At 72.2% G+C, this 24899-nt stretch carries 15 protein-coding genes; 8 read left to right on the top strand and 7 right to left on the bottom strand.

Annotation, left to right across the window (positions count from 1 at the left end; translation table 11 throughout):
• Positions 1 to 35 precede the first annotated feature (35 nt).
• On the bottom strand, positions 36 to 1508 hold the full coding sequence (locus ACQPWU_RS40300; protein WP_433430931.1) for an LCP family protein: 1473 nt from the start codon (positions 1506 to 1508) through the stop codon (positions 36 to 38).
• A gap of 157 nt (positions 1509 to 1665) precedes the next feature.
• Here ACQPWU_RS40300 and ACQPWU_RS40295 point away from each other — a divergent pair, with 157 nt between their 5' ends.
• A complete protein-coding gene (locus ACQPWU_RS40295; RefSeq protein ID WP_433430930.1) occupies positions 1666 to 2544 on the top strand; it encodes an enoyl-CoA hydratase-related protein in 879 nt (292 codons plus the stop codon).
• A 1-nt stretch (position 2545) separates the two neighbouring features.
• Complete coding sequence (locus tag ACQPWU_RS40290) at positions 2546 to 3469, top strand: alpha/beta hydrolase (RefSeq protein WP_433430929.1); 924 nt, start codon at positions 2546 to 2548, stop codon at positions 3467 to 3469.
• Here the strand turns inward: ACQPWU_RS40290 and ACQPWU_RS40285 are convergent.
• Positions 3442 to 4935 (bottom strand): alpha/beta hydrolase family protein, encoded by a 1494-nt coding sequence (locus ACQPWU_RS40285; RefSeq protein WP_433430928.1) that lies wholly within the window; start codon positions 4933 to 4935, stop codon positions 3442 to 3444. The genes ACQPWU_RS40290 and ACQPWU_RS40285 overlap by 28 nt on opposite strands.
• Before the next feature lie 107 nt (positions 4936 to 5042).
• Between ACQPWU_RS40285 and ACQPWU_RS40280 the strand changes: the two genes are divergently transcribed.
• The 3 genes from ACQPWU_RS40280 (at position 5043) to ACQPWU_RS40270 (ending at position 11192) form a co-directional block, all read left to right on the top strand.
• The gene (locus ACQPWU_RS40280; protein ID WP_433430927.1) at positions 5043 to 6161 is read left to right on the top strand and encodes an exonuclease SbcCD subunit D; all 1119 of its coding nucleotides are present in this window, start codon (positions 5043 to 5045) and stop codon (positions 6159 to 6161) included.
• Positions 6162 to 10223 (top strand): AAA family ATPase, encoded by a 4062-nt coding sequence (locus tag ACQPWU_RS40275; RefSeq protein ID WP_433430926.1) that lies wholly within the window; start codon positions 6162 to 6164, stop codon positions 10221 to 10223.
• Positions 10224 to 10307: 84 nt separating this feature from the next.
• On the top strand, positions 10308 to 11192 hold the full coding sequence (locus tag ACQPWU_RS40270) for an NAD-dependent epimerase/dehydratase family protein (protein WP_433430925.1): 885 nt from the start codon (positions 10308 to 10310) through the stop codon (positions 11190 to 11192).
• Between the two features lie 10 nt (positions 11193 to 11202).
• On the opposite strand, the gene ACQPWU_RS40265 is transcribed toward ACQPWU_RS40270, so the two are convergent.
• Complete coding sequence (locus tag ACQPWU_RS40265) at positions 11203 to 11856, bottom strand: HAD family hydrolase (RefSeq protein WP_433430924.1); 654 nt, start codon at positions 11854 to 11856, stop codon at positions 11203 to 11205.
• 87 nt (positions 11857 to 11943) lie between these two features.
• On the opposite strand from ACQPWU_RS40265, the gene ACQPWU_RS40260 reads away from it, so the two are divergent.
• Entirely contained in the window at positions 11944 to 13230 is a 1287-nt protein-coding gene (locus tag ACQPWU_RS40260) for an MFS transporter (RefSeq protein WP_433430923.1), read from the top strand.
• 60 nt (positions 13231 to 13290) lie between these two features.
• On the opposite strand, the gene ACQPWU_RS40255 is transcribed toward ACQPWU_RS40260, so the two are convergent.
• A complete protein-coding gene (locus tag ACQPWU_RS40255) occupies positions 13291 to 14511 on the bottom strand; it encodes a LeuA family protein (protein ID WP_433430922.1) in 1221 nt (406 codons plus the stop codon).
• A gap of 72 nt (positions 14512 to 14583) precedes the next feature.
• Between ACQPWU_RS40255 and ACQPWU_RS40250 the strand changes: the two genes are divergently transcribed.
• Positions 14584 to 15873 (top strand): citrate synthase, encoded by a 1290-nt coding sequence (locus ACQPWU_RS40250; protein WP_433430921.1) that lies wholly within the window; start codon positions 14584 to 14586, stop codon positions 15871 to 15873.
• 167 nt (positions 15874 to 16040) lie between these two features.
• Here the strand turns inward: ACQPWU_RS40250 and ACQPWU_RS40245 are convergent, their stop codons facing one another.
• The 3 genes from ACQPWU_RS40245 to ACQPWU_RS40235 all read right to left on the bottom strand — a co-directional run bounded on the left by ACQPWU_RS40245 (position 16041) and on the right by ACQPWU_RS40235 (position 22597).
• Positions 16041 to 19412 (bottom strand): chromosome partitioning protein ParA, encoded by a 3372-nt coding sequence (locus tag ACQPWU_RS40245; RefSeq protein WP_433430920.1) that lies wholly within the window; start codon positions 19410 to 19412, stop codon positions 16041 to 16043.
• A 69-nt stretch (positions 19413 to 19481) separates the two neighbouring features.
• The gene (locus ACQPWU_RS40240) at positions 19482 to 21401 is read right to left on the bottom strand and encodes a hypothetical protein (protein WP_433430919.1); all 1920 of its coding nucleotides are present in this window, start codon (positions 21399 to 21401) and stop codon (positions 19482 to 19484) included.
• Complete coding sequence (locus ACQPWU_RS40235) at positions 21401 to 22597, bottom strand: hypothetical protein (protein WP_433430918.1); 1197 nt, start codon at positions 22595 to 22597, stop codon at positions 21401 to 21403. The genes ACQPWU_RS40240 and ACQPWU_RS40235 overlap by 1 nt, the downstream gene beginning before the upstream one ends.
• A 169-nt stretch (positions 22598 to 22766) precedes the next feature.
• Between ACQPWU_RS40235 and ACQPWU_RS40230 the strand changes: the two genes are divergently transcribed.
• Complete coding sequence (locus tag ACQPWU_RS40230; protein WP_433445406.1) at positions 22767 to 24890, top strand: fibronectin type III domain-containing protein; 2124 nt, start codon at positions 22767 to 22769, stop codon at positions 24888 to 24890.
• The last annotated feature ends 9 nt before the right edge of the window (positions 24891 to 24899 follow it).

Below are 24899 nucleotides of genomic sequence, written 5' to 3'. Positions count from 1 at the left end.
GGCGGCACCGCTCCCGTACGCTTCCAGGCAGCCCGTCAGAGTGCTCCGCCGCAGCCTTCCGTGAGGCCCGTGGCCGGGTTCTGGCCGGTCTTCTTGGCGGCGGCCGACTTCTTCGGCGAGGGCGGAGCCGAGGCCGATGGCGAGGACGAGGACGAAGGGCTGGCGGAGGCGGCGACCGGGGAGTCGGCGCGGGCCGAGTCGCGGAGCGCCTTGCCGGCGATCTCGCGGATCTTCTCCCAGTCGGGATAGCCGGTGCTGATCAGCGGGGGCACGAACTGCACGCTCGTCACCTTGGCGTTCTTGACCTTCAAGGACAGCGGCACCAGGTTCTTGAGCATCCCGCGCGGGATGTCGGTCTTGATCAGCTCCTTGGTGGCCAGCGCGATGCGGTTGAACCTGGACAGCACCGTCGCCGGGTCCGCCTGGTCGAGGAGCGCGCCGAGCACGCAGCGCTGGCGGTGCATCCGGGTGTAGTCGTCGCTGTACGTGCGCGAGCGGGCGTACCACATCGCGTCGGCGCCCTTGAGCTTGCGCGTGCCGGCCTTGACCAGGCCCTCGTTGTACTTGCCGAACACCACGTCCTGCTCGACGGTGATCGTGATGCCGCCGATGGCGTCGATGATACGGGCGAACCCCCAGATGTTGACCAGGGCGTACCAGTCGACCTTGACCCCGAGGGTGTAGCCGATGGTGTCCATCAGCACCTTGGCGCCTTGGTGCTGCTTGCCGCCGAAGATCTCCGGGTGCGAGTCGGCGTACTCCCAGACGCTGTTGAGCAGATCGCTACGCCCCCCGCCGGGGTCGGCCGGGAGCCGGAAGCCGTTGGGGAAGCGCTGCGCCATCGGGGTGCCCGGGCGGAAGCGCACGTCCTCCAGGTTGCGGGGAAGGCTGAACAGCACGGTGTTGCCGGTCTTCACATCGACACTGGCCAGGTTCATGCTGTCGGTGCGTATGCCGATCCGGTCGTCGTCGCCGTCGCCGCCCAGCAGCAGGATGTTGACCCGCTGCCGCCCGGTCCACGGGTCCTCCGGCTTCTCCGCGGCGGCGGCGCCGTCGGACGGGGCGTCGGACGGCGTCTCCTGGAAGATGTCGTTGAGCGTCTGCCGCGAGGTCCACACGGCCTGGGTCACCCAGCCGAACGGGAACACCACCACGACGGCGAGCAGCCCGGCCAGCGTGCCGCTGAGGATCTGCCCGGATTGCGGCAGCCGCCCGGGCCGCAGCACGACGAACGAGTGCACGATCAGGGCGAACCATGCCACTCCCAGCACGCCGGTGCCCACCATGATCGACGTCAGCCAGGAGTTCTCGGTCAGCGAGCCCAGCAGGTTGTCGGTCGTCAGCGCCAGCGCGAGCAGCGCCAGCAACCCGACGATGTAGCAGGAGAGCAGGACGAGCCCGGTCTTGCGCCAACCGGCACGCAGATGGGCGGCTCCGGGCGCCAGTGCCGCGAGCACCAGCCAGCCGAGGACCGCTTTGGCACTTGCCGGTTCCTTTGCCTGCCGCACGCCTTCCCCGTTTCCCCCGAGCTCAACATTTAGGCCCCGGCCGAGGCCTCTACCGTAGGTGTGATGGCCGCTACCAGACCGTAAGGCGCGGCCCACCTCAGGCATCAATAGAGGCGGCAGCCTACGCATCGAATACGAAATATGTCTTTATCGGAGGATGAACATCAGTAGCCGAACAGACTTCACCGAGATCGAGTACGAGGTCGCCGACCGGATCGCCACCGTCACATTGAACCGTCCGGAGCGGCTGAACGCCTTCACCTTTGCGATGCGCGGAGAGTTGATCGCGGCGCTTGACCTGGCGGACGCCGATGACGAGGTGCGCGCGGTGGTGGTCACGGGCGCGGGACGCGCGTTCTGCGCCGGGGCCGACCTGAGCGGCGGCGGCGGCACGTTCGGGCACCGCGGGGAGGACGAGCTGGTGGACGGCGCGCCGCGCGACGGCGGCGGCACGGTCGCGCTCAGGATCGCCCGCTCGCTCAAGCCGGTCATCGCCGCGATCAACGGCCCCGCCGTGGGCGTGGGGCTGACGATGACGCTGCCCATGGACGTCCGGCTGGCCTCCGAGGACGCGCGGTTCGGGTTCGTGTTCGCGCGGCGCGGGATCGTCGCCGAGGCCGCGTCGAGCTGGTTCCTGCCCAGGATCGTCGGCATCTCCCAGGCCATGGAGTGGGCCGCGACCGGCCGGGTCTTCCCCGCCTCCGAGGCGCTCGAAGGGCGGCTGGTCTCGCGGGTGTACCCGCCGGACGAGCTGCTGCCGGCCGCGTACGGGCTGGCTCGCGAGATCGCCGACAACACCTCGGCCGTCTCCGTGGCCGCCATCCGCCGGCTGATGTGGTCGGGCCTGTCGGCGGCCTCTCCATGGGAGGCGCACGCGGCCGACTCCCGGCTCATGTCCGAGCTGGGCGGTGCGGCCGACACGGTTGAGGGGGTGACGGCGTTCCTGGAGAAGCGGCAGGCCGACTTCCCGATGAAAGTGAGCAAGGACATGCCGCCGGGTGTCCCGTCATGGCCAGACAATCCCTATCGTGTCTAGCATGTACGAGATCACCGTGCTGCACATGCCGGACGACTTCGAGGGCGAGGTCGTCGCGACGCTGGTCTCCAGGAAGGCCGGGTCCCGCAGGGCGGTGCTCTACCTGCACGGGTTCACCGACTACTTCTTCCAGGACCACCTGGCCGACCACTATGTCGAGCGCGGCATCGACTTCTACGCGCTCGACCTGCGAAAGTACGGGCGCTCGTTACTGCCGCACCAGACCAGGGGCCTGATCAGGAGCGTCACCGACTACTTCCCGGAGATCGACGAGGCCGTCCGCCTCATCAGGCAGGACCACGACGAGCTGACGATCAACGCCCACTCCACCGGCGGCCTCGTCGCCTCATTGTGGGCCGACCGGGTCCGCGGCCGAGGTCTCGTGCAGGGGCTGGCGCTCAACAGCCCGTTCTTCGACCTGAACGTGCCCGCCCCGCTCCGCCTGGCCGCCGACCTGCTCAAGACGCCGCTCTCGTACACGAAAAGGGCGCTCCCGCTGGGGGTCAGCACCGTCTACGGGCAGACGCTGCACCGCAGCGAGGGCGGCGAGTGGGACTACGACCTGACGCTGAAGCCGCTCGGGGGCTTCTCGGTGCACGCCATGTGGCTGGCCGCCATCCGCAGGGCGCAGCGGCGGCTGCACGCTGGGCTCGCGGTGGACGTGCCGGTGCTCGTGCTCGCCTCCGCCAACGGGCTTCGGGTACGCGACTTCGTGCCGGAGGCCCGCTCGGCGGACATCGTGCTCGATCCGCGGCACATCGCCCGCTGGTCCACGTCGCTGGGCCCGCACGTCACCTGCGTGCGCATCCCGGACGGCCTGCACGATCTCGTGCTGTCGGCCGAGTCGGTACGCAAGCAGGTGTTCACCGAGCTGGACCGCTGGATGAACGCATTCGTCTACCAGGGGAAGGAGAACAGCCCGTAGTAGGCAGCCGCCACCAGCAGCAGGCCCGTGCCGCCGAGCACACCCGCGACGGCCACGTGCTGCCACCGGCCGGGACGCATGTCCTCGCGCAGCGCCGACACGAAGGCCGCCACCGCCGTGACCTCCTGGATCAGCATCAGCACGGCCAGTAGCCGCACGACCAGCCAGCCCGCCAGCACGGCGGGCCAGGCGCCCGCCTGGTTGACCGAGAACAGCACCAGCAAGGTGATGAACGCCACCACCGACGCCAGCAGGCCCAGACCCGTCCAGGCCATCCGGCGCAGCCTGCGCCTGATCGGCGGCCACAGCGTGGCGTTGACCTCGGCGGGGACTTGGCCGCGGCCGCGCAGGCGTACGACCATGGCCGCCACCGGGCCCGCCACGTAGCCGACGGCGGCCAGGCAGATCGTCAGCCCCAGCATCGTGCCGCCCGCGTACCAGGGGGCGACCGGCACGTCGCTGGCCTCGAACCGCTGCACCGGCGTGGCGCCCGCCATGTGCAGCGCGGGCCTGGCCGTGCCGGGCAGGCCGGTGATCCAGTTGGAGAGGGTCTCGAGATAGCCCTTGGTGAACTCGCCGCCGTTCACCCGCATGGCATGGTCGCCCTTGGCCATGAAGCGGATCGTGTAATCGTTGTTGCCCGCTGTGTTCAGCCCTTTGAGGAGGGCCTGGGTGGACTCGACGAAGGGGATCGAGGGGTCCATCGTGCCGTAGAACGCCAGGACGGGCTGCTTGATCCCGCTTAACGCGGGCAGCGCGTCGTACCTCAGGAAGTTGAAGCCGACCCCGCCCATCGCCCTGGTCAGCAGGTCGCGGGCGCCGATCGGGGCGCGCAGTCTGAGCAGCTGCTCGTTGAGGGCCCAGGCGACCTGGCGGAGCGGGGAGACGTTCGGGGACGACACCAGGATCACGAACCCCACCGCCGTGCTCTTGGCCGCCGCGATCGGCACCACCCAGCCGCCCTCGCTGACTCCCCACAGGCCGACCCGCGCCGGGTCCACCTCGGGACGCTTGCGCAGGAACTCCACCATGCGCAGCGCGTCGTCGGCGAGCAGCGAGAAGTCCCTGTCGCGGAAGTTGTAGCCGATGGTGCGCTTGTCGAACGCGATCGTCACGACGCCCGCCTTGGCCAGGAACTCGGCCTGCGGCGTGAACTCCGTCCGCGACCCGTTGCCCGACCCCGACACGAACACCATCGCCGGATGGCGCCCGGGCGTCAGGGGCACCCGGAGCGTGCCGTCCAGGCGCTGGCCCTCTCCCGCGACCGAGATCTCTTCTCTGCGGATGGGATCGACCGCCACCACCGGCCGAAGCTCGTTCAGCGGCTGTGCCGGAATCGACTGGAAGACTGGATCCGCCTTGAGCGGTGGCGGGTCGAACGCGGGTGGCAAGACGTATCCGACTGTCGCAAGAGCCACCAGCACCACGCCGGCGGCGACGCTCAAGGTGCCACGGCCAGTGCGCATCGGCCTCCCCATGTGCGTTGGTTTGCCCGCCGATCTTCTAGCGTACTCCCGGCCTCTGAGACAGGTGAGGCCTCATTTGTCGGTGAGAGCTGTTAGCTTCCTGCGACATGCGGATCCTGCACACCTCGGACTGGCATCTGGGGCGCTCGTTCCACCGCGAGAGCCTGCTCGCGGGGCAGGCGGCGTTCGTCGACCACCTGGTGGAGACGGTGCGTTCCGAGCGGGTCGACGTCGTGGCGGTCGCCGGCGACGTCTACGACCGTGCGCTGCCGCCGGTCGACGCGGTGGCGCTGCTCGACGAGGCGCTCGCGCGGCTGCGCGCGGCGGGGGCGCGGGTGGTGCTGATCAGCGGCAACCACGACTCGGCGCTGCGGCTGCGCTTCGGCTCGGCGCTGTTCGAGGCCGCCGGGGTCCACGTGCGTACGTCGCCCGACCTCGCCTGGGAGCCGGTGCTGGTGGACGACGTGGCCTTCTACGGCATCCCGTACCTCGAGCCCGAGCTGGTGCGCGCCGCTTGGGAGCTGCCCGACCGGAGCCACACGGCCGCGCTGACGTACGCGATGGACCGCATCAGGGCCGATTCCGTACGCCATCGCGCCTCGGTGGTGCTGTCGCACTGCTTCGTCATCGGCGGGCAGGCCAGCGACAGCGAGCGCGACATCAGCGCGGGCGGGGTGGCGTACGTTCCGTTGCCGGCCTTCGACGGGGTGTCCTACGTCGCGCTGGGGCACCTGCACGGGCGGCAGCGGATGTCGGAGACCGTGCGCTACTCGGGCTCGCCGCTGGCCTATTCGTTCTCGGAGGTCGGCCAGGTCAAGGGGTCGTGGCTGGTCACCCTCGGCTCGGATGTCTCGGATGTGGAGTTCGTGCCGGCGCCTGTGCCGCGGCCCGTCGGGCGGCTGCGGGGAGAGCTCGAGGACCTGCTCACAAATCCGAAACATGCCTCTTACGAGGACCACTGGCTACAGGTCATCCTCACCGACGCCGTCCGCCCCAAATCCGCCATGGACCGGCTCCGCGCCCGTTTCCCCCACACCCTCGCCCTCTCCTTCGACCCGGTCGGCGCCGCGCCCGCCGCCCAGCCCGTACGCGTCAGCGGACGGCCGGAGGCGGAGGTGGCCCTCGATTTCGTCAGGGAAGTACGCGGCGAGCCTGCCGCACCTGAGGAGGAAGACCTGCTAAGACAGGCCATCGAGGCGTCGAGGGTGAAGGAGACGATGGCATAGATGCGGCCGCACCGGCTCTCGCTGACGGCGTTCGGGTCCTTTCCCGGCTCCGAGACGGTCGACTTCGACGCGCTGGCCGAGGCGGGCCTGTTCCTGGTCCACGGGCCCACGGGGGCGGGCAAGACCACGATCCTCGACGCGCTCTGCTTCGCCCTCTACGGCCAGGTGCCCGGGCAGCGCAACAGCGCCCGCAGCCTCCGCTGCGACCACGCCCCGCCCTCGGCCGGCCCCTCGGTCACGCTTGAGGTGTCCATCCGTGGCCGGTTACTCCGCATCCAGCGCTCACCGGCCTGGCACCGTCCCAAGCTGCGCGGGACCGGTTTCACGGAGGAGAAGTCCAAGGTCGTCGTCTCGGAGTGGCACGGGTCGGAGTGGCAGGGGCTGACGACCCGGCTCGACGAGGCGGGCGATCTGGTGGGCGGGCTGCTGGGCATGAACGCCGACCAGTTCTGCCAGGTGGCGATGCTGCCCCAGGGGGACTTCGCCAAGTTCCTGCGCGCGGACGGGGATGATCGGGCCAAGCTGCTCGAGCGGTTGTTCACGGTCAAGGTCTTCACCCAGGCGGAGTCGTGGCTGGCCGAGCACCGGAAGCTGGCGTGGCGGGAGGCGCAGGAGCTCCGGCAGCAGGTGGACTTCGCCATCAAGCGGGTGGAGGAAGCGGCGGGCGACGACCTGCACGCGGCCATCGTGTCCCCGGCGACGGCCGATGACGCGTCCGCGGTCGATGCGTCGCGGATGGTGGCCCCTGACTCGCCTGCGATCGTCACGTCGCCAGCGGTGGCCGGCGACTCGCCTGCCCTCTTCGACCTGCCCCCGGCCTCGGGACCGGTGGCACATGACGCGCACGTCGCCGGCGGGGTCACGCCACCCGGCGCCGCGCACGACGGCGGCCCGTCCGAGGGCGACGCCGCCGGCGCGCCCGTGCCCGGCGACGGCGCCGCTGTGGGCGGCGACGGGGCGCCCACGCCTGAGACGGACCCCTTGCGTTGGGCGGGAGCGCTGCTGGACGCGGCGCGGGCAGTCGTGAGGCGGGCGAGCGAGCAGCACGAGACGGCCGGGCAGGCGTCGCGTACGGCGCGGCTGCGGTTCGAGGAGGCCGCCGCCCTCGCCGACCGGCAGCGCCGTCACACCGAGGCGCTCACCCTGCGCCGCACGCTCGACGAGCGGGCGGACGAGCGGGCCGACCTGCAGGCCGTCCTCGACGACGCCGCCAGGGCCGATCGCGTGGTGCCCCTCATCACGGCGGTCAGGCAACGTTCGGAGGCCGCCGCCAAAGCACGCGCCCTGGCCGCCGACGCCCTCGCCCGAGCCCGCCCCCTCCTGTCCCGGCAGGCGGAGCGGGAACGGCTGGCGGGCAACGCCACCGGGCCCTCGGCGGACGGTCCCCGGGTGGCGCCCGACCGCGGCATCAGCCCTTCAGCGGGCGGCTACGGGGCAGTGCACGACGGCGACGCGGGCGGCTACGGGGCAGCGGCCGACCGCGACGCCGGCCCTTCGGTGGGAGCCTGGCCGGCAGGCGGTCCCACGGCGGCCGGGTTGGCGGCGTTGGAGCGGGAGCGGCAGGCGGAGATCGCTCGCCTGTCGGAGCTGCTCACCGAAGAGGCCCGATTGTCGGTGGTCCGGCGCGACCTGTTGCGCGTCGAGGAAGAGCTGTCCGAGCTGGTCGGCGCCGATGAGGCCGTCGGCGCGCGGCTGGCCGTCCTGCCCGGCCTCATCGAACAGGCCGAGGGCAGGCTGGCCGAGGCGCGGATGGACGCCGCCAGGATCCCGGCCGCGCAGGCCGTACGGGATGCAGCCGCCCACCTGATCGAGGTCGACGACGAGCTGGCCAGGTTGGCCGTGGAGCTCGACGCGCTGGCACAGCGCGAGGCCGAGGTGTCGGCCACCGAGGCCGAGCTGCCCGAACGCATCGCCGACGCCGGCGCGGCGCTGGCGGAGGTGCAGGCGCAGGCGGCGGCCATCCCGGCGGCGTCCGCGAGCCTCGACGCCGCCAGGGCCGCACTGGAGGCCACTCACCGCCGCGAGGCCCTGGCCGCGGAGCTGGAGGCGGCCGTGGCCGCCCACCAGGCGCTCGTGGACCACGCCCAGACCCTGCGCGAGCGCTGGCTCGACCTGCGCCAGGCCCGGATCGACGGCATGGCGGCGGAGCTAGCCCGCGACCTGTCCGAGGGCCGGCCCTGCGCGGTCTGCGGCTCCGACGACCACCCGCACCCCGCCTCCCCTGCACCCAGCGCCCCTTCGGCTGAGGACGAGCACGCGGCCGAGACCGCCAGCGACGCCGCCCTGGCCGAACGCGAGGCCGCCGAACGCGCCCTCGCCTCCGTCGAGTCCCGGCACACGGACGCGGTCGAGGCCACCGGGGACTTGGACGTCGGGACGGCGGAGTCGCACGTTCTGGAGGCCGAGCAGGAGCTTGCCCGCCTCCAGGCGGTGGCCGACCGGGAGCCCGCCCTGGCCGCCGCCCTCGACCGCATCGAGACCGAGCGCGAACGGGTGCGGGACCAGGCCAGGGAAGTCGCCGAGGCCCTCGCCGCCCACCGGGCGCACCGCACCCACCTGGAGTCCGAACGCGTCCGGCTCCGCACCCGCCTCGCGGCGACGGACCCCGCCCGGACCGCCGGAGAAACGGCCCCAGACGAGGGCTCCACACACGTCAGTGCTCCTGAGGAGGCGGGCCCCGCGGGATCCCGTTTCCCGGCCGAGGGCGCCGAGGCGGTGCCTGGGGAGCCCGGTTTCCCGGGAGAGGCGGCTGCCCGCGGTGGGCAGGGCGCGGGAGGCGGCTCCGTGCAAACGGACCTGGACGGGCCCGCCGCGCTGGACCGGGCCGAGCGTGAGCTGCGCAGGCTGCGGGCGTCGGCCGGCGAGGAGCCGGTGCTGGCGCGGGAGGCGGCGGCGCTCCATCGAGAACGGCTGGAGCTGGAGGAGCGCGCGCGGCGGGTCGCCGCGCGGCTGGCGGCCTGCCGCACCAGGCATGAGGAGCTGAGCGGGGACGCCGGGCGGCTGAGCGCGCGGCTGGACGCCGCACGAGGTGACGACTCCACCCTGACCGCGCGTCTGTCCAGGCTGCATGACGAGGCTGAGCTGCTACGGGAGGCGCTGGAGGCCACACAGTCGGCGATGGCGGCCGACGACGAGCTGGTCAGAGCCAGGCAGGCCGCGTCCGAGGCGGCCGTCGAGGCGGGGTTCGCGGACGTGGCGGAGGCAGAGGCGGCGTTCAGGAGTCCGGCCGAGCGGGAACGCAAGGCCGAGGCGTTGCGGCGGCTGGACGACGAGCACGCCGCCGTCACGAGCGTTCTCGCCCAGCCCGAGCTGATCGCGGCCGCCGCCGAGCCCGCGCCGGACCTGGCGGCGTTCGAGGGCGCAAGGGACCGCCTGGAAGAGGCGTACACGAGGCTGTCGAGCGAGCGCGACCGTGCCGTGGCCAGGGCGGAGCGGCTGGAGGAGCTGTACGGCGAGCTGTCCGGCCGCATCGAGCGGTGGCACCCGGCGGCCGAACGGCACCGGCTGGCCGAGCGGATGGCGGCGCTGGCCAGCGGCACGTCCAGCGACAACCAGTGGAGCATGAGCCTGTCGTCGTTCGTGCTGGGGGAGCGGCTGCGGCAGGTGGTGGACGCCGCGAACGAACGGCTCGACCACATGTCGGCGGGGCGTTACCTGCTGCGGCACGATCTGCGGAAGACGGCGGGGTCGCGGGGGCGTTCGGGCGGCGGGCTGGGGCTGCGGGTGGCCGATGGGTGGACCGGTGTCGATCGCGATCCGGCCACACTGTCCGGCGGCGAGAGCTTCATCACCTCCCTGGCGCTGGCGCTCGGGCTGGCCGACGTCGTCACGGCCGAGGCCGGGGGCACGGAGCTGGGCACGCTCTTCGTGGACGAGGGCTTCGGCACGCTGGACGAGGACACCCTCGACGGCGTGCTGGACATCCTCGACGGGCTGCGCGACGGAGGGCGGGCCGTGGGCATCGTCAGCCACGTCGCCGAGCTCCGCTCCAGGATCACCGCCCAGCTCAAGGTCACCAAGACCCGCACCGGATCGACTCTGGCCCTGGCCGGGGTGGGCTGAGGGCTCCGGCGGCGGTGCGGGTCGGCGGCAGAGGACGGATCTCGCGTAGATTGCTCGCACCGGACCCGTTAAGGAGTAGTGCTCATGCGCGTCGTCGTCACCGGAGCCCACGGCAAGGTAGGCCGTGCGGCCGTAAAGGCGCTGGCCGAGGCCGGTCACGAGGTGACCGGCGTGGACCTCACACGGCCCGTCTTCGAGCGGTCCGAGCCCGGCCGGCCCCGCTACCAGCAGGCCGAGCTGACCGACGCCGGGCAGGCGTTCGCCGTGGTCCGCGGGGCCGACGCGGTCGTGCACGCCGCCGCCATCCCCGACCCCACCGCCAACCCGCCGCACGTGGTCTTCCAGAACAACCTGATGGCCACGTTCAACATGATCGAGGCCGCGGTCCGCTTCGGCGTCTCCCGCTTCGTGAACATCTCCAGCGAGACCGTCCCAGGCTTCTTCTTCCCCGAACGTCCCTTCCTGCCCGACTACGCGCCCGTGGACGAGGAGCACCCGATCCGGCCGCAGGACCCGTACGCGCTGGCCAAGCACTTCGGCGAGCAGCTCATGGACGCGGCGGTGCGCCGCTCGGACATCAGGTGCATCTCGCTGCGGCCGAGCTGGGTGCAGCACGAGGGCAACTACGAGCGCAACCTCGGCCCGCAGGTCCGTGACGCCTCCGAAATCGGCGCGGGCCTTTGGAGCTACATCGACGTGTACGACCTCGCGGACGCGATCGTCCTGGCCACCGAGTCCGAGCTGCCCGGTCACGAGGTGTTCTACATCGCATCGCCGGACAACGCGGGCGGGCACGACTTCGCCGCCGCGCTGCGGGAGTACTACGGCGACCAGATCGAGCTGCGCCCGCTCTCCCGGAAGGACGCCTCGGGCATCTCGTGCGCCAAAGCCCACCGCCTGCTGGGCTGGAACCCGAAGCGCTCCTGGCGCGACTACCTGGACGAGAACGGGCGCGCCCGTCAGGGGTGACGACGCTCACTCACGGTGCGTCGCGGGTGCCCCGTTCGAGAGAGGTGATCAGGTCGGGCAGGGTGGCCGGGTGGTGGAAGAGCGTGGCGCCCAGGCCGGTGAGGCGGGAGGCGGGGGTGAGGCCGCCGGCGAAGGCCAGGCAGCGCATGCCCGCGCTCATCGCCGCCGTCACCCCGAACGGGCTGTCCTCCACCACCACGCACCGCTCCGGCGCCACGCCCATCGTGGCCGCCGCGTGCAGGAACAGGTCCGGCGCCGGCTTGCCCCTGGCCACGTCCTCGGCGCTGAACACCCGCCCGTCGAACCGCTTGGCCAGCCCCGTGAGCTCCAGGCTGCGGCGGATCGTGACGTGCCGGCCGTTCGAGGCCACGCAGGTCGGCACGGTGAGCCGGTCGAGCGCTTCCACGATGCCTTCGACCACGCACAGCTCGGCCTTGACGGCGGCCGCGTAATCGGCCATGAGCTGCTCGCGCCAGCCCGGCGGCGTCTCTCCGATCTGCTCCTCCCAGTACTCGTTCGTGCACCCCACGAACCGCTCGGCGTACTCCGCCTCATCGATCGCCCAGCCCAGGCGCCGCAGCGCCGCGGTGCCCACGCGTACGGAGATCGGCTCGCTGTCCACGAGCACCCCGTCGCAGTCGAAGATGACCAGATCGACAGCCAAACCCGTTCCCTTCCAATGTGACATTTCGGCAGGTGATAGCTTCTCTGTATCGCTTCCCAAGACGCTAGTCCGCATGGTGAGACAAGTATGACAATATCCCCCCCAATCGCCGCGCCCAGCCGGTCAAGGATCGCAGCTGCCAGCCTCATCGGCACCGCGGTCGAGTTCTACGACTTCTACATCTACGGCACCGCGGCAGCTTTGGTGCTCAACACCGCTTTCTTCCCCAAATTGGACCCGGTGGCGGGCAGTCTGGCCGCGTTCGCGTCGTTCGCGGTGGCATTCATCTCGCGCCCGCTCGGCTCGGCGGTGTTCGGGCACTGGGGGGACCGGGTCGGCCGCAAGTCGATGCTGGTCGTGTCGCTGCTGGTGATGGGGCTCTCGACGGTCGCGATCGGGCTGCTGCCCGGCTACGCGGCCATCGGCGTGGCGGCGCCGGTGCTGCTCGTGCTGCTGCGGTTCACGCAGGGCATCGGGCTCGGAGGTGAGTGGGGCGGCGCGGCACTGCTGGCCACCGAGCACGCGCCGCCCGGCAAGCGCGGGCTCTACGCGATGTTCCCGCAGCTCGGCCCGTCGGTCGGCTTCGTCCTGGCGAACGGGCTGTTCCTCATCCTGGGCGAGGCGCTCAGCGACGGGGAGTTCGGGGCGTGGGGGTGGCGGCTGCCGTTCGTGGCCAGCCTGCTGCTGGTGATCGTCGGCCTGTACGTACGCCTCAAGATCTCCGAAACGCCGGTCTTCCAGGCGGCCATGGACCAGCACCGGATCGCCAAGGTGCCGTTCGCCGGCCTCATGCGGCACCAGTGGCGGCGCGTGCTCCTCGGCGCCGGCGCCATGACCGTCGCCTACACGCTCTTCTACACCGCCACCACCTACTGCCTGGCGTACGGCACCACCACGCTGGAGATCCCGAAGACCACCATGCTCGGCCTGACCATGGTCGGGGTCGTGTTCATGGGCGCGGGCACGGTGGTCTCCGCGATGGTCTCCGACCGCCTCGGCCGCCGCCGCACCCTGATCACCGGGGCGGGCGTGGCGGTCCTGTGGGGGCTGGTGATGTTCCCGCTGATGGAGACCAAGTCGGTCTTCCTGGTCGGCCTGGCGCTGGCGGGGGCGCTCGGCCTGATGGGGCTGGTCTTCGGGCCGATGGGCGCGTACCTGCCGGAGCTGTTCAAGACCCAGTACCGCTACAGCGGCGCCTCGGTGGCCTACAGCCTCGGCGGCGTGCTCGGCGGCGCGGTGCCCCCACTGGTCGCCACCAGCATGCAGGCCAGTGGGATGGGCGTGATGGCCGTCGGTGTGTACGTCTCGGCGATGGCCCTGCTGAGCCTGCTCTGCCTCCTGGCCCTGCCCGAGACGGGAGACGACACCCTCTAGGCCCCTCTCTCAAGGGAACCCGATCGCAGTTCACTCGCGGTGACGTGTGGAAAACGCGTGCTAGGGGTTCTCGTACCCGGGGAACAGCAGGGACAGCTCGCGCGGGTACGCGGCGATCAGACGGAGCTCGTCGTCGGTGAGCGGGCGGCCGGTCATGGCGTTGCAGAGCTGCACCAGCCGGAACGCCAGATCCTCGTCACGGACCTCCGCCCCCAGCCCGTCCATGACGTGCCGGAAGCCCGCCTTCCCGCCGTACTCGCCGGTCAGCACGACCCGGCCGTCCCGCGCGTGCCAGTCCTCGGGGAACGGGCCGAGCGTGGCCTCGTCGTACAGCTCGTAGTTGCCGTGGTCCTTCAGCGCGCCGTCGGCGTGGATGCCGCTCTCGTGCGCGAACGCGTTCCGCCCCACCCCGACCTGGTTGTACGGCAGCGGCTGCCCGAACGCGTAACTCGCCCACAACGCGAACCTGCGGGCCCACGACAGGTCGAGCGCGTCGCCGATCTCCGCGTTGAGCCCGAAGCCGTGCTGGAAGGCCAGGATGGTGGAGAGCAGGTCGGCGTTGCCGGAGCGCTCGCCGATGCCGTTCACGCACGTGTTGATCCACGCGTCCTGCCCCACGTCGAGGTCGCCGAGCGCGCCCGAGACGGAGTTGGCCACGGCCATGCCCAGGTCGTTGTGGCAGTGGGTCTCGACCGGCATCGCGATGGCGGAGGCCAGCTTGGCGAAGCGCTCGCGGATCCTGTCGGGCGTGTCTCCGCCGATCGTGTCGCAGTAACGCACCCGGTCGGCGCCCGCCTCCTTGGCCGCCAGCGCGAACTCCAGCAGGAAGCCCTCGTCCGTCCTCGACCCGTCCTCCGCGTTCACCCCAACGGTCTCGGCGCCCGCCGCCTTGGCCGTGCGCACGGCCGCCGTCATCTCCCTGATGATCGCGTCCCTGTCCAGCCGCCCCCGGAACTTGTTCTGGATCATGTAGTCGGACGTCGAGATGGACAGGTTGTAGTGCTTGAGCCCGAGCGGGGCCGCCTTCTCCACGTCCTGCGGCACGCCGCGGCACCATCCTGAGAGTCGCAGGCCCCCGAACGCCCCCGCCTCGGCCAGCGCCACCTGCGCCCTGACGTACGGGACCTCGTGGAACAGGAACGGGAAGCCGATCTCGGACTGCGCCACCCCGAGCTTGGCCAGATAGAAGTTGACCATGGTCTTGCCGAACTTCGACAGGCCGGTGCGCGCGGTCTGCACACCGTCCCGGTTGGTCACATCGAGGAAATGAATTTCTGGCATGCACCAACGTTGACATGCCACTTCAACATGGATCAATATTGATTTTCGTCAATATTGAGGGGGTCTGCCAGGGTGGAGTGGATCGACGCGGCCACCGCGGCCGAGCGGCTGGGGGTGAAGCCCGCCACGCTGTACGCATACGTGAGCAGGGGTGTGCTGACCCGGCGGCATAGCGATGACGGGCGGCGCAGCCTGTTCTCGACGGAGGAGATCGAGCGGCTGGCCCGGCGTGGCCGGCCTCGGAATCAACCGCCGGAGCTCGTGATCGAGTCCGCTGTCGCCACACTCGGAGTTGATCGGCCCTATTACCGCGGGATCGACGCGCTGGAGCTGGCCAAGACAGGCACCTTCGAATCGGTCGCCGAATGGCTCTGGACGGCCGCCCCCGATGTGCTTCGGGCCTCCGTGCCGCAGCTGCGCGATTCCGGCACACCGGGCGCTGATCTGCCAGGGACGGTGTCGCGTGGCGGGTCCGACGTCGCGCGCGCAGACGCCTGGGTGCTGCCGTGGCGGTGCGAGCCCGAGGCGTTGCGGGTCGCCGTAGACGCCCAGCGCGAGCTTCCGGAGGACCTCCTGCCCCTCGACCGCCTCCAGGTGATCACCACGGTCCTCGGCGCGTCCGACTCCCTCCGCTACCAGCTCGACCCCGCCTCCGTGGCCGCCACGGGCCGCCGCATGATCGCGGGCCTCGTCGACGCCCTGCCGCGCCTCAGCGAGCCTCAAGGAGAGTCGATCGCCGAGCGCCTCTGGTCCCGCCTGTGCCCCCGCCCCGCCACCCCCGCCCTGCTCGGTGCCCTCCAGGCCGCCCTGGTGCTGCTCGCCGACCACGAGCTCGCCGCCTCCACCCTGGCCGCCAGGGTCGCCGCCTCCGCCAAGGCCGACCCGTACGCGGTCGTGCTGACCGGGCTCGGCGTGCTCGGCGGCCCGCTGCACGGCGGCGCGTCGTACGGCGCGGAACGCCTGCTGGCCGAGGTCGCCGAGCCGCACCAGGCCGCACGGGCCATCGCCGAGCGGGTACGCCGCGGCGAGCGCATCCCCGGCTTCGGCCACAGCGTCTACAAGAACGGCGACGGGCGCGGTGGCATGCTGCTCGACCTCGTCAAGGAGGCCGCGCCGGGGCACGAGCGGCTCACCGCCGGAGTGGCCCTACTGGAGGAGATGCGCAGGCGTCGCCTCCCGGAGCGGAACGTGGACTTCGCCCTCGCCATCCTCACCGCCGTGAGCGGCATGGTGAGCGGGGCGGGCGAGGCGATCTTCGCGGTGGCCAGGGCGGCGGGCTGGCTGGCGCACGCGACGGAGGAGTACGGCCGAGGCACCCTCCTCCGCCTCCGCGCCTCCTACACCGGCCCGCCGATCAATTGACCCCGCCCCGGCTCGCTCACCCCGCGGCTCCCACCGATCAACCAGTCCACCGTCGAGACGGTCCCCAAGACGCGGTCCCGCACTGGTCAGGGGCGGCGGGACGCCCATCCCCGGGCCGGAAGACCGGGTGGGCGCGGCAAGTGTGAGAGCGCGGCGCTACCTCCGCGTCAACCGCCCGTCCTGTCGACGTACGCGGCCAGCGCCCGCACCCGTTCGGCGTGCTGGTCGTGCCCGACGATCACCGGCGGCTCGTTGTACGGCATCGCGTCCGACGAGCGCCGCAGCTTGACGTACTGGCCGCAGGCGTCGATCGCGTACGGCTCCATGTCGTCCTGCAGCGCCCCGATCACCGTGATCCCGTACGTCTCCCCGATCCGCCTGAACAGCGCCACCGCCTCCCTGCGGTGCTCCTTGCCCAGGTTGCGGCCGAGCTCGTCGAGCACCAGGCACAGATGCCCGCCCCCGGACGAGGCGATGGCCGCCGCGCACACCAGCTTGACGGCCTTCTCGTCCATGAGCGCGGTGTTGGCCCGCCGGTTGTACGGCACGAACCCCTGCCCCTCGCCGCGCCGCCACTTCGGTGTCACCCGCCACTGCCAGCGCTGCTCCGGGTCGGCGGGCGCGGGCGGCACGGGGAACTCCAGCGTCGCCCCGTAACCCCCGTAAGACGTGTCGAGCTTCTCGAACTCCTCGGCCACCCGCGTGAGCCGCGCCTTGATCGCCGCCGTCAACGCCGCCCGGTGCACGGCCGTCGACTGCGCCGCCTCCTCGGCGCCCCGCGCCGCCGCCGCCAGGTCACGCTGCCTGGAGACGACCTGCGCCTCGATCTGGCGCCGCTGGTGCCGTTCGTAGTCCTCCTGGCCACGCAGGTAGGAGGCCAGCGCCCCGCACACCGCCGCGAACGTCGCCTGCTCCCGCGCCGTGCTCCCGCCCCGCTCGCTCAGCAGGAACCGCAACTCCTCCGGAATCTCGGCGTCCTCCTCCGGGAACGTGTCGCGCAACGCCTGGTCGAAGTAGCGCTCGGCGATCCGCCACCACTCCTCGGCCGCGCGCGGCCGCTCCTCCTCGGGCAGCGCGTCGAGCCATCCGCGTGCCGTCTCGACCGGGCCACCCCAGTCGGCGGCCAGCGCGTCGAGCTTGAGCGACTCGCGTTCGGCGGTGACCTTGGCCTCCTGGTCGCGCGACTGTCCCCGCTCGGCCTCATGCCGATGCCGCCGCCCCTCCAGGCGTTCGATCTCCATGTCCCTGGTCCTGGCCCGGAAGTCCAGAGCCCCGGCCTGCCGCTCGGCCTCGGCGACCTTCGGCGCGAGCTCCTCGATCGCGGCGTTCAGCTCGGCCAGCCTGGTCCGCCGCTCGGTCAGCTTCGCCTCCAGCTCGGTCAGGCGCACCCCCGCCCTGGCCCCTTCCAGCCGCCGCTGCGCCTCGGCGACGGCTTCCTCCCCATCACGTACGGCCTGCGCCGCCGTCTCCTGGATGTCCTTCGCCCGGTTGAGTCGCTGCTCGGCGGCCTTGATCCGGGCCTCACGCCCGGTGGCCACCCCGTCGAACGCCCCCACGACGCTCACCCCGGCCGAGCTGACCAGCACCGAACCGGGCAGCGCTGCCAGAGCGCCGGCGGCGGTATCCAGCTGCGCCGCATCCACGATCACCGCATGCTCGTTAGGCCACCCTCGCAGATCGCCCAGCACCAGCCCGCCCGCCTGGGCCTCCGGCGCTTTTCCGCTCAGCTCACCCGACTCGCCCGCCTCGGCGTCCGGCGCTTTTCCGTAGCGTGCCTTGAGAGCCGCGCCCAGCGCCTCGACGTCATGGGCGCCGCCGGCATCCGCGCCAGGGGTCGTCCCGTGCAGTGCCCGGCCGTGCCCCGGAGTCTGGGCGGCGTCGCGGGCCTGTTCGGCCACGTCGAGGGCGTCCAGCAGGCCGGTCGCGCCGATGCCGGCCGCCGCCAGCGCGTTGAGCTGCGCCGCCGCCGGACCGCCCTCGGCGTCGTCCAGCGCCGCCTGGGCGGAGGCCACCTCCTGGTCCGCGACCCCGAGCGCCTTGAGCGCCTCGTCGAGCCGCAGCCGGACCTCCATCAGCTCCCGCTCGGCCGTGGGCACGTCTCGCCCGTCCGCGAACCTGCGCGTCTCCTCCAGCGCCGGAATCATCCCGCGCAGCTCGTCGGCGGAGTTCTCGGCCACCGCGCGGTCGGCGTCGAGCTTGGCCGCCCTCGCCTGGAGCGCCGTCAGCTCCTTGCGGGCCTGCGAGACCTGCCTGTCGAGGGTGTCCTCCCGCAGCGTGGAGATCTCCGCCTTGACCATGGCGATCGCCTCGGCGGCCGCCTCACCGGCCGCGCGGTGCCGCTCCAGGTCGGCGGCCAGCGAATCGTCCCTGGCCGCCGCGTCGGCCAGCTTGCGCGCCTGCCTGCCCCGCCAGCATCGCAACGCGTCCGCCAGCCGGATTCTCGCCTGATCACGCCGGTCGAACGTGGTCAGCAGCGCCTTCGACTCGGCCTCGAACTCCGCCAGCCGCTCGGCCGCCTGCGCCGCGCGCACGCGCTTGGCGTGCTCGTCGCGGCGGGCCTCGCGCTCCTGCTCCAGCTCGGCGTCCAGGCCGGTGAGGGCGGCGATGGCCTCGAAGACGCGCTCGGGGGAGATCTCGTTGAGCGGCTGGGAGAGCAGGTTGGTGGCGACCTTGCTCCGTACGGACGTGGACAGGAACGACACGCACCTGACCCGGTCGCCGTAGAGCACCTTGGTCAGGTCGCGCGCCACCACGTCTCGCTTACCGGCCGACTTCGGCAGGGACGCCCAGATCTCGTCAGCTCGCGCCACGCGCTCGGCCTCGGACGGCGAGGCCGCCAGGTGCACCCCTTCCCGCCAGCGGATCTCCAGGTGCGGCGCCTCCTGGTTGACCTTGAGCCACACGGTGAGCGCCCCACCCGAGGTGTCGGGCACCTCGAACAGCTCCCCGCTCAGCTCACCTCCGGCCACCTGGTTCTCGAGCACGAACTCGCCGTCCCCGGCACCCGCTCCCACGCCGTCCGCAACGGACACGCCCGCGCCATCCGCCACCGCGCTGTCCGGTGCAGCGCCGTTCGCCGGCACGGCGCTCTGTGACGCGCTGCCACCTGTCGTGCGGTCCGGCATGGCGAGGCCGCGGGGTGCGCCCAGCGCCGGGCCGCCGAGCGCGGGCGGCGTCGGCGAGCCGTCCGCGTCATGGGGAGCGAAGCCGTCCATGCCGGGCGGGCCGAAGACACCCACGATGTAGCCGTGGTCGGCGCTCGCCCACTGGCGGGCTCCGGCGCCGCTGGCCAGCTCGGCGTTGAAGAGCAGCTCCGACACCGCCTTCGCGCCCGAGGCGAAGCGCCACTGCTCGTCCCCGAGCAGCGCCGTGATCGAGGCGATGAACGACGACTTACCCGCGCCGTTGGAGTCCTTCGGCCCCGCGCCGGCCACGACGATGAGGGTGCCGGGGACGGTGGGCACCGGATGGGTCGAGAGCCGTGAGATGTTGACCGCCTGCACGGCGATCAGCACCCGGTCTCCGACGACGTTCTCCATCTGCGACACCTGTAACCCCCGTAGTCCTTCCATTCGTCCTGACGCTGAACCCGCCGCTCTCGGCCGCGGTCACTTCGCCGATCTTCGAGCTCGTACGGCGGTCGCCAGCGGCGTGTTCGGCCCGGCCGCCAGGATCAGCTCCTCCTGCAAGCGCCGCCGGGCCGCCGGAGTGAGCCGGTGGAACTGCGGCCCCGGCACGTAACCGCCCGCCTCCTCGCCCGCCTTGACCTGGCTCAACAGCCCCGAGTGGCGCAACACCCGCAGCGCCGCCTCCAGCTCGCCGATGGGCAGCTGGGTGTGGCGGCGCAGCTCCTCCACCGGTGTGGGGTGCGGCGACAGCCAGGAGTCCTCGGGCAGCAGCCCTTCGGCCCTCGGGATCGCCACCGAGTGCACCAGTACGAGCGTGAGCACCGCCCGCTCGCTCACCCCCAGCCGCGCTCCAGCCGAGCCACCGCCTGGGCCTGACGGCCGGATCGCCTGCGTGGGGGCCGCGGCGCTGCCCGAACCGGAAGCGCCGCCGGTCGCGCCCGCCCCACCGCCCGCCACGGCTGCGCCGGGCACATCACCAGCGTCGCCCGCAGCGGCCGCGCTCGCCCGGTCGGCCGTCGCGCCCGCCCCACCGCCTGCCGTGACTGCGCCGGGCACATCGCGCGCCTCGACTGAATTGATCTCACCCGCCCGGTCGGCTGCCTCGACGGTGGCGGGCGGGGCGTCTTCGGCGCCGCTCCCACCCCGGCCGGTCGACGTGGGCTCGTCCGATGGGGCTGAGCCGGCGCCGGGAGGCGGCACGTGCGTGGACTCCGCCTCGGACCTCGCGAGCGCGGCGGCGTGCGTGTCGTCGTAGCCGGAGGTCCAGCGGTCGCGGTGCTGGATCAGCGTACGGCCGCGCCTGGCCAGCATCTCGCCCAGCGTGTGGCGCAGCGCCGGGTCCCGCAGGGCGGCGAAGCGGACCTCCTGCACCGGCTCGGCGGCGTGCTCCACCGCCATGAACGCCGCCACCAGCTCCGCCCGCCGCCGCTCGTCGTATGCCCCCAGCAAATCGTCGAACTCCGCCGAAGCGGCCTCGACGCGTCCGCCGCCCACCTCAGGAGTCGTCTCGGTGGCGGCCACGATGTCGGCGTCGCCCACCACGGTGAGCTCAGGGCGCTCGGGCTCGGGCAGGCGGCGTACCAGCTCCTGCAGCTGCGCGTGAGACTCGACCGGCCACAGGGCGCAGCGCGGGCCGAGTGTGACCACGCCGTCGTCCATCACGATCCACGCCGAGTCGTGCAGCCGCCGCAGCGCGCCGATCGCCCAGTTGCGCATCAGGTCGTCGGTGCGGCCGATCAGCGCCCGGTACGTGTCGAGCACCAGCTCCACGGGCGCGGGCTCGCCGGGCCACGGGTCCACGGACAGGTCGGTCCAGCAGCATTTGAGCACGGCCGCCAGCACCCGCCGGGTCTCCCCGGACCGCTCCACAGGGACGGGCGCCACCTGGTATTCGTCCAGCGACGACGGCGTCACCCCGTCTGGCCACACCGGCAGCGCCTGCCCTGTGGAGTCGGGACGCGTCAACCGCACCATCCCGGGCGGCGCCGGCACCCCGGCGTCCAGCCACAGCGGCCCACCCGACCGCGCCCGCACATGAGCCGCGGGCGGGGACTGGCCCTGCACCCGCATGACCCCCTTCGAGCGACTTCGCGCCTGCGCCGCGACGTCGCCACCTCCGGCCCGCGACTGGCCCTCCGCGTGTCCGGCCGAGCGGGCTCTCGCCGTGCCGGCCTGCTCGGGTGCCGGGGCTCCAGGGGCTGCGGCGCTCCGGTCATCCGCCGCCGGTGTGACCGAGCCATGCTCCACCGTCAGGCCCGCGCCGCCTTCCGCCGCGTGATGGGGCGCGTGGCCCTCGTCGCGGGCCCGCGGCGGGGTGGCCGCTCCCGCGCCTCCCGCCGAAGCAGCCGAAGCGGACGGCTGGTCGCCTTCCAAGGGCTCGGGACGTTCCGCGATCGCCATCAGGTGCGCTCCAGGTAGCCGTGCGAGAGCCAGGCGGGCTCGCGGTCCGGATCGATCGTGAGCCCGTCGGACCACGTCAGCCGGTAAGGCAGCTCGGGCCGCAGGTCCACGGTCGTCAGGTCGGCGAGCACGCGCCGCGCCGAGGGCCAGTCGGAGCCCAGCACGTCGGCCAGCGCCACCCGCGAAGCGTCACCCAGCAGCGACTCCGCCACCTCCTGCAGCCGCTCCATGGCCGCGTTGGGCGAGGCGTCGAGCGAGGAGCCGGGCCCGGCGTCGGGGAGGTGGGAGCGCGGGGGAGTGGGCTGGGCGGGGGCGGGGCGCGGGGCCTCGTCCACGGCGCGGGCGATGGCGGCCGGGTCGTGCCACGGCGCGGGCGCGTCGAACACGAACCCGTCGAGCACCGCCGCCAGCCGCTCCCGCGACGCGGTCTGCGCGAACGTGCGCCACGTCTCCGTGGGCAGCAGCGTCAGGTTGCGCGTGGTGCCCGCCGAGTCGGCCAGGCGGCCGGCGGCGCGGCGCGAGGCGTCGCTGTAGGCGTAGATCGCCGCCCGCAGGTCGGTGCAGACGCGGTCGAGCTCGGGCCACCGCGTCAGGATGGTGCCGTGCAGCCCCTGGGCGCGGCGGGCGATCTCCTCGGTGCCCCACAGCTTGGGCGCCTGCTCGCGCAGCTCCTCGATCGTGCCCGTGCTCAGCGTGATCAGCTCCAGGGCCCAGAGCCGGAACGCCCGCGCCAGGTTGACCGCGCTCTGCCTGGCCTCCTCCATCGTCGTGCGCGGATCGGCGACGTTGAGGTCTTCGAGCGCCAGCAGCCGGTGCATCTCGGACTGGCCGCCGTCGGACATCATCCGCCTGATGAACATCAGCCCGACGACACTGGTGAACGAGGCCCGGTAACGCAGCTGGTTGGGCTTGGGGAACACCTCGCGGACGGCCCCCAGCCCCTTGAGCGCCCGCAGCCGGTTGTCGAACTGGTCGGCCGGATATGCCCGGCACGCGAAACGCATCTGGTCGTGCGTCAGCCACTCCTCGCCCGCCTCGGCGAACGCCGAGAACAGCGTCTCGGCGATGTCGACCAGGGCGGGGTCGTCGACCACAGCGCCGCTGTCGCGCGCCAGCGCGGCGAACATGCGGCGATAGGTCGACAGGACCGCCTCGTCGGTGAGGACGGCGTCGAAGGTCAGGGGCTGTTCGGACACGGGCACTAAGGTACGGCTTCGCACCGACAGTCTCGGCACGCCACAACAACCCCAACAGCCCTACCAGCGAGTACGTACGCGCAAGGGACCACTGAACGCTAGTGTGATGCCCGATAATACGGGGGCAAACGCTGTGTAATCGTACATACGGGGTGAGTTACGGGTGCGCATGCTCCGGGGTGATCGAGCCACCGCCGTGATCGCCGGTGCGGTGGCCACGATCCTGGTGGGCGCGGCGGCGTGGTTCGGCGTGGGCGTGTCCAGTGCGAACCCCAAGCTGGCCGACGTGGGCGCCTGGCTCTGGACCACGGCCAAAGGCAAGATCGTGCACGTCAACGGCCTGTCCGGCGAGGTCGACGGCTATCTCGACGACAAGGCGGGCAGGCAGCTGCGCGTAGTCCAGGACGGCGGGAACGTGCTGCTCGTCGACGACCGCACCGGTTACGTCAGCCGCATCGAGCCCAGCCAGCTCACGGTCTCCCAGACCCGCGACTTCGGCGCGGCCGGGCTGCAGCTGGCGGTCTCCGGCACGGCCGGGTACGCCGTGGACCCGGCATCCGGCAGGATCCAGCAGATCGACCCGGCCACGCTCAACTCGGTCGGCGCCCCGATCACCCTGCCGGGACCGCTCGGCGCGGCCCGCATCGACGGCGGCGGCCGGCTGTGGGTCCCCGTGACCGCGAAGGGCGAGGTCGTACCGGTGTCCAAGGGCGTGGCGGCGAGCCCGGTCAAGGTCGGCGAGCCGGGGGAGGAACTGGCGGTCACGATCGCCGGCGGCCTGCCGGTCGTGGTCAACAGCCGGGCGGCCACCGCCACGATCATCGGCGCGGACGGCGGCGTCGGCGAGGTCACGCTGCCCAAGGCCGTGGCCCAGGCCGCCAAGGGCGGCGCGCTCGCCCCCGCCACGACCGAAGGCTCCATGGTCCCGATATTGACGCCGGGTGACTCGGGGCTGCTCGTGGTGATCGACACCGCGTCCAACTCGGTGCTCAGCACCAAGTTCGAGGCGGACGACCCCGCCGAGCTCGGGGTGCCGCAGATGCTCGGCTCCAAGGTGTACGTGCCCGACCAGGGCCGCGGCTCGCTGATCGTGTGGGACAGCGCTGCCGGCGGCCGGCCCACCACTCTCCAGGTGGCCGACAGGCCCGGCCCGGTCGACGTGTTCGTCAAGGACGGCCTCCTGTGGGCCAACGACGAGAACGGCGACAAGGCCGTCGTCATCGACCCCGAGGGCCGCAAGCACGACATCGACAAGGGCGACTCCGACGTACCGGGGCCGACCAGCACGCCCAAGCCCAAGCAGACGCCGCGCCCGGACCCCTCGAAGACCGACACCCGGCCCGACCCCGTTCCGACGCGCACGGAGCCGCTCCCCACGCGGACGCGCGAGGCCGAGCCGACCCGCGAGGCGACGCCGACCCCCACCCCGTCGCGCGAGCCCACCACATCTCCGACGCCCTCGGCGAGCGCGCCGTCCGCGCCCGGCGCCGTGACCGCCAGGTCCGGGCCCGGCAAGGTGACGGTGAGCTTCAGCCCGTCCACCGGCGGCAAGGTCGAGCGCTACACGCTGAAGACCACGTCCGGCGGCGGCAGGTCCGTGCCGCAGTCGGTGGACGCGGACGGGCCGTTCCAGTTCGAGTTCACGGGCGGGGACTGCGCGAACGAGTACACGTTCGTGGTGGTCGCGCACTGGCCGGGTGGCGAGGTCGAGTCGGAGCCCAGCGCCGGGGCCAAGCCCTGCGTGGCGCCCGGCTCGCCGGCCGGCTTCGCGGCCAAGCCCAGGAACCGGGGCGCCGAGCTGAGCTGGAACGCCCCCGCGAACGCCGACGACGGCGTCACCTACGAGCTGACCGGCGCCGCGACCAACAACGGCATCAAGGGCACGACGTTCACCGTGGACGGGCTGAAGAACAACCAGAAGTACTCGTTCACGCTCAAGGCCAAGAACGCGGCGGGGGAGAGCCCGGACGTCGCCACGGCCGAGGTGGACCTGGCGTACCCCAAACAGCAGTACAAGAACAAGAACAACGACCAGACGAACACCCTGATCCGGCCGGCTCCCGCCAAGAACGGCGACGACAACGTCGGCAAGATCCCGAAGGGGCAGTACATCACTCTGACCGTGATCTGCCAGGTCAAAGGCCAGTCTGTCACTGAGTCGCAGGACGGCAGTACGAGTGACATCTGGAACAAAGTTGAAACGCCGTACGGGAACGGCTGGCTCAGCGACACTCTGGTGGCGACTCCGGACGGCGGGTTCCCCGAGGGGCCGCTCTTCGAGTGCACCGACTGAGAAGGGGGG

It is taken from the genome of Nonomuraea sp. CA-141351 (assembly GCF_050944675.1).
GTDB lineage: Bacteria > Actinomycetota > Actinomycetes > Streptosporangiales > Streptosporangiaceae > Nonomuraea.
The sequence above is the reverse complement of the archived record's forward strand: the minus strand, read 5'-3'. Positions and strand labels throughout refer to the sequence as shown.

Bases quoted from the DNA above. Each gene is read 5' to 3' on its own strand.
- ACQPWU_RS40280 (WP_433430927.1), top strand. From the start codon at position 5,043: ATGCGGATCCTGCACACCTCGGACTGGCATCTGGGGCGCTCGTTCCAC.
- ACQPWU_RS40290 (WP_433430929.1), top strand. From the start codon at position 2,546: ATGTACGAGATCACCGTGCTGCACATGCCGGACGACTTCGAGGGCGAG.
- ACQPWU_RS40285 (WP_433430928.1), bottom strand. From the start codon at position 4,935: ATGCGCACTGGCCGTGGCACCTTGAGCGTCGCCGCCGGCGTGGTGCTG.
- ACQPWU_RS40245 (WP_433430920.1), bottom strand. From the start codon at position 19,412: ATGGAGAACGTCGTCGGAGACCGGGTGCTGATCGCCGTGCAGGCGGTC.
- ACQPWU_RS40255 (WP_433430922.1), bottom strand. From the start codon at position 14,511: ATGCCAGAAATTCATTTCCTCGATGTGACCAACCGGGACGGTGTGCAG.
- ACQPWU_RS40275 (WP_433430926.1), top strand. From the start codon at position 6,162: ATGCGGCCGCACCGGCTCTCGCTGACGGCGTTCGGGTCCTTTCCCGGC.
- ACQPWU_RS40295 (WP_433430930.1), top strand. From the start codon at position 1,666: ATGAACATCAGTAGCCGAACAGACTTCACCGAGATCGAGTACGAGGTC.
- ACQPWU_RS40260 (WP_433430923.1), top strand. From the start codon at position 11,944: ATGACAATATCCCCCCCAATCGCCGCGCCCAGCCGGTCAAGGATCGCA.
- ACQPWU_RS40240 (WP_433430919.1), bottom strand. From the start codon at position 21,401: ATGGCGATCGCGGAACGTCCCGAGCCCTTGGAAGGCGACCAGCCGTCC.
- ACQPWU_RS40230 (WP_433445406.1), top strand. From the start codon at position 22,767: ATGCTCCGGGGTGATCGAGCCACCGCCGTGATCGCCGGTGCGGTGGCC.
- ACQPWU_RS40270 (WP_433430925.1), top strand. From the start codon at position 10,308: ATGCGCGTCGTCGTCACCGGAGCCCACGGCAAGGTAGGCCGTGCGGCC.